The sequence below is a fragment of the Streptomyces sp. CO7 genome (assembly GCF_053474865.1).
The window spans coordinates 261,088-264,478 of the sequence record NZ_JBRIOU010000009.1 but is presented as its reverse complement, the minus strand read 5'-3'; the positions used below and the strand labels follow the sequence as shown (position 1 = coordinate 264,478).

Annotated in this window: 3 protein-coding genes; 1 reads left to right on the top strand and 2 read right to left on the bottom strand. The window is 73.1% G+C overall.

Going from position 1 to position 3,391, the window contains the following annotated elements; genetic code table 11:
- Together ACOV8S_RS27765 and ACOV8S_RS27760 are read right to left on the bottom strand one after the other, a co-directional pair.
- A partial coding sequence (locus ACOV8S_RS27765) for a PP2C family protein-serine/threonine phosphatase (RefSeq protein ID WP_448321198.1) occupies positions 1–1,032 on the bottom strand: 1,032 nt, incomplete at its 3' end.
- Positions 1,032–1,835 carry an alpha/beta fold hydrolase gene (locus ACOV8S_RS27760; RefSeq protein ID WP_448321196.1) on the bottom strand — a complete coding sequence of 268 codons (804 nt, stop codon included), beginning with the start codon at positions 1,833–1,835 and terminating at the stop codon, positions 1,032–1,034. The genes ACOV8S_RS27760 and ACOV8S_RS27765, both read right to left, overlap by 1 nt.
- A gap of 249 nt (positions 1,836–2,084) precedes the next feature.
- Here ACOV8S_RS27760 and ACOV8S_RS27755 point away from each other — a divergent pair, with 249 nt between their 5' ends.
- Complete coding sequence (locus tag ACOV8S_RS27755; protein ID WP_448321335.1) at positions 2,085–3,329, top strand: outer membrane protein assembly factor BamB family protein; 1,245 nt, start codon at positions 2,085–2,087, stop codon at positions 3,327–3,329.
- The last annotated feature ends 62 nt before the right edge of the window (positions 3,330–3,391 follow it).

The window sequence follows — 3,391 nt, the reverse complement described above, 5'->3', positions numbered from 1 at the left end:
GAGGTATTCGGCGGTGCCGGCGGCGCGCAGCGCGATGACCGGCGGGTGGCCGCCCGACGCGAGGTCGACGGTCACCTGCCCGGTGACGGGGTCCGGCTCCAGGACGCCGAAGACGGCGGTGCAGTAGCGCGGGTCCCCGCCGGCCGAGTACCGGTCGTACAGCACCGTGTTGAGGGTGGACATCGCGGAGACCGGATCGGGGTCGTGCAGTGCGGCGGCGCGCAGCGTGTAGCGGGTCAGCGAGGTGAGCGAGGCCGCCTTGGGTCCCTTGCCGCACACGTCGCCGAGGAAGAACGCGAAGCGCTTGTCGTCCACCGGGAACACGTCGTAGAAGTCGCCGCCGAGCCGCTCGGGGGAGGCGGTGTGGTAGTACGCGGTCGCCTCCACGCCGGGGACCGCCGGCAGGACGTCGGGCAGCAGCGAGTGCTGGAGGACGGCGAGGGCGTCCTGCAGCCTGGCCCGGTCCGCCTCGGCCTCCCGGCGCGCCTCCTCGGCCTCCCGGCGGGCTTCCTCGGCCTGCCTGCGTGCCTCCTCCGCCTGCTTGCGCGCCTCCTCGGCGGTCTGCCGGCGGCGCAGCAGCTCCTCCTCGTAGGCGCGGCGGTCCCGGGCGTCGAAGACGGTGGTGCGGATCAGCAGCGGATCACCGGTGCCGCTGTACTTGACCACCGAGGAGACCAGCACGGGCATCCGGCCGCCGCCGGCCCGCTTGATGTCCAGCGCGACGCCGGTGAGTTCGCCCTGCATGCGCAGCAGGGGCGCGAAGTGCGTCTCGTGGTACAGCTTGCCGCCCACGGTCAGCAGGTCGGTGAACCGGATCCGGCCCACCACCTCCTCGCGGTCCCGGCCGATCCACTCCAGCAGGGTGGCGTTGATCTTCGCGACGGTGCCGTCCATCAGCGTGGACAGGTAGCCGCAGGGCGCCGACTCGTACAGTTCCTCGGCGCTGTCCTCCAGTACCGCGGCGAACGCGGCGTCCAGGGTGCTCTCGTCGTCCGGGCCGTGCGGGTCCTGCTGCTGCCCGCTGCGGCACATCACCGCAGACCGTCCAGGAACGTGCGGATCGCCGCGTTGGTGGCCTCGGGCGCGGACAGGTGGGGGCAGTGGCCGGTCGCGTCGAGGGTGACCAGCGTCGAGCCGGGCACGGCCCGGTGGACGTAGGCGCCGACCTCCCGCGGGGCGATCGCGTCCTGGGTGCACTCCAGCACCAGCGTCGGCACCTGCACGCTCTTGAGGTCCTGCCGCGCGTCCGACAGGAACGTGGTGCGCGCGAAGACGCGCGCCATGTCGGGGTCGGTGGCGCAGAAGCTGTTCCGGAGTTCCTCGCCGAGCTCCGGCCGGTCCGCGTTGCCCATGATCACCGGGGCCATCGCCCCCGACCAGCCCAGGTAGTTGGCCTCCAGGGACTCCAGCAGCTCCTCGATGTCCTCGGCGCTGAACCCGCCCCGGTAGCCCTCCTCGTCGATGTAGCGCGGCGACGGCGCCACCATCACCAGCGACCCGATGCGCTCCGGCGCCATGTCGGCGGCCAGCACGCCGATCATCGCGCTCACCGAGTGGCCGACGAACGCCGCGTCGCGCAGGTCGAGCGCCTCGCACACCTCCACGACGTCGCGGGCGTACCCGTGCAGCGAGCTGTAGCGGTCCTCCGAGAAGGCCGAGAGGTCCGAGCGGCCCGACCCCACGTAGTCGAACAGCACGACCCGGTAGTCGTCGACCAGCGCGGGCAGCGTCAGCCGCCACATGTTCTGATCGCAGCCGAACCCGTGAGCCAGCACCACCACCGGCCCCAGTGGATTGCCGGTGACGGTGACATTGTTCCTGCGAGCGATGTCCATGCCCTTCAGTCTCTCAGCCTCCGCGCACCGTTCCGCACGGCCCGGGTGTTCGCAGCGGCCCGCCCGGGCGACGCCCCGGCCGGTTCCGCCCGGCACGCGTCCCCGCTGCCGGCCCGCGCGTCGCGTCAACTGCCGCCTGCCGAAGCACTGTTGGCGTTGCCGTCGGGCATGCGCGGTTGCCGCCGGGGTAGCGGGACCTGGCCGTCCGGACCGGGACGGCGTCCGACAGGGGGTACCGCGTTGACAGCAGTGAATCGTCCGTTCGGCATGCGACTCGGCGGGGTCTGCCTCGCCGCCGTCACCCTGCTGACGTTCACCGGCTCACCGCAGGCCGCGAACTCGCTGCCCGGGCTGCGCGCCACCGCGGCGGAGTCCTCGGACGCGACGCTCGGCTACCGCGCCGACGGCCGGGCCGACGGGTACGCCGCAGGGGCCACCGCGGCCCCGCCGTTCCGGAAACTGTGGTCGAGGGACTTCGGCACCGCCGTCTCCGCGCCGGTCGCGATCCGCGACAAGGTGTACGCCGTCGTCAACGCGGACGACGGCACGGAGGGCGGGCCCCGCATGGTGCTCGTCGGGCTCCGGGCCGCCACCGGCAAGAACCTGTGGCCGCCCGTCACCGTGACCGACAACGAACCGGACGCCTCGGTGACGTACGGCGGCGGGCTGCTGTACACCCAGACCTCGCGCGGCACGATCGCCGCCTGGGACCCGGCCACCGGGCGGAAGAAGTGGTCGGTGCAGCTCGAAGGCGCTTCGGTGCAGTACCCGGTCGCCTGGTACGGCGGCATGCTGTACCTGCAGGACGGCATCGGCAACGCGCTGGCGCTGCGCGCCACCACGGGCGCCCGGGTGTGGACGGCGCCGCTCTCGGAGTACGGCTGGTCGCCCACCGTCGTCGACTCCACCGGTGTCTGGATCGGCTTCGACGACATCGCCTGGCACCACCTCGACCTGAGGACGGGCGCCGAACTGCACCGCTTCGAGGTGCCGGACATCTGGGGCGCCTACGGCAACCCGGTCGCCCTGGGCGCCGGCGCCGTCTGGGTGCGCGGCAGCAAGAGCTCCGACCCGACGGTCACCGCCTACGACCGGAGGACCGGTGCGGCGGTGCGGACGCTGCCGGCCGACGCGACCCCCGCCTTCGGGCCCGGCCGCGTCTACGTCGCCCACCAGGGCAGGGTCAGGGCCCTGAGCACCAGCACCTACAAGACCGCCTGGACGTACACCAGTTCCGTCGGGGCGGCCACCGTGCGGCTGGTCGCCAACGGTCACGTCTACGTGCAGGACGCCGACGGACGTCTCGTCGTGCTGGACGACAGGACCGGCAAGGCGGTGTGGTCCTACCGGCTCCGCGCCACGCCGCACCCCCAGACGCGGATCGTCGCCGAGGACGACTGGCGCGGTTTCGTCCCGCCCGGCATCGCCACCGCCAAGGGCCGGCTGTTCGTGCCCGGCGCCGAGGGGACCTTGATCGGCTTTGGCAAGGGGTAGGAGCTGGGCAGCCGGGGGCCGGGGGCCGAGGGCCGGGAGCTGGGAGCCGGGCGGCCCACTCC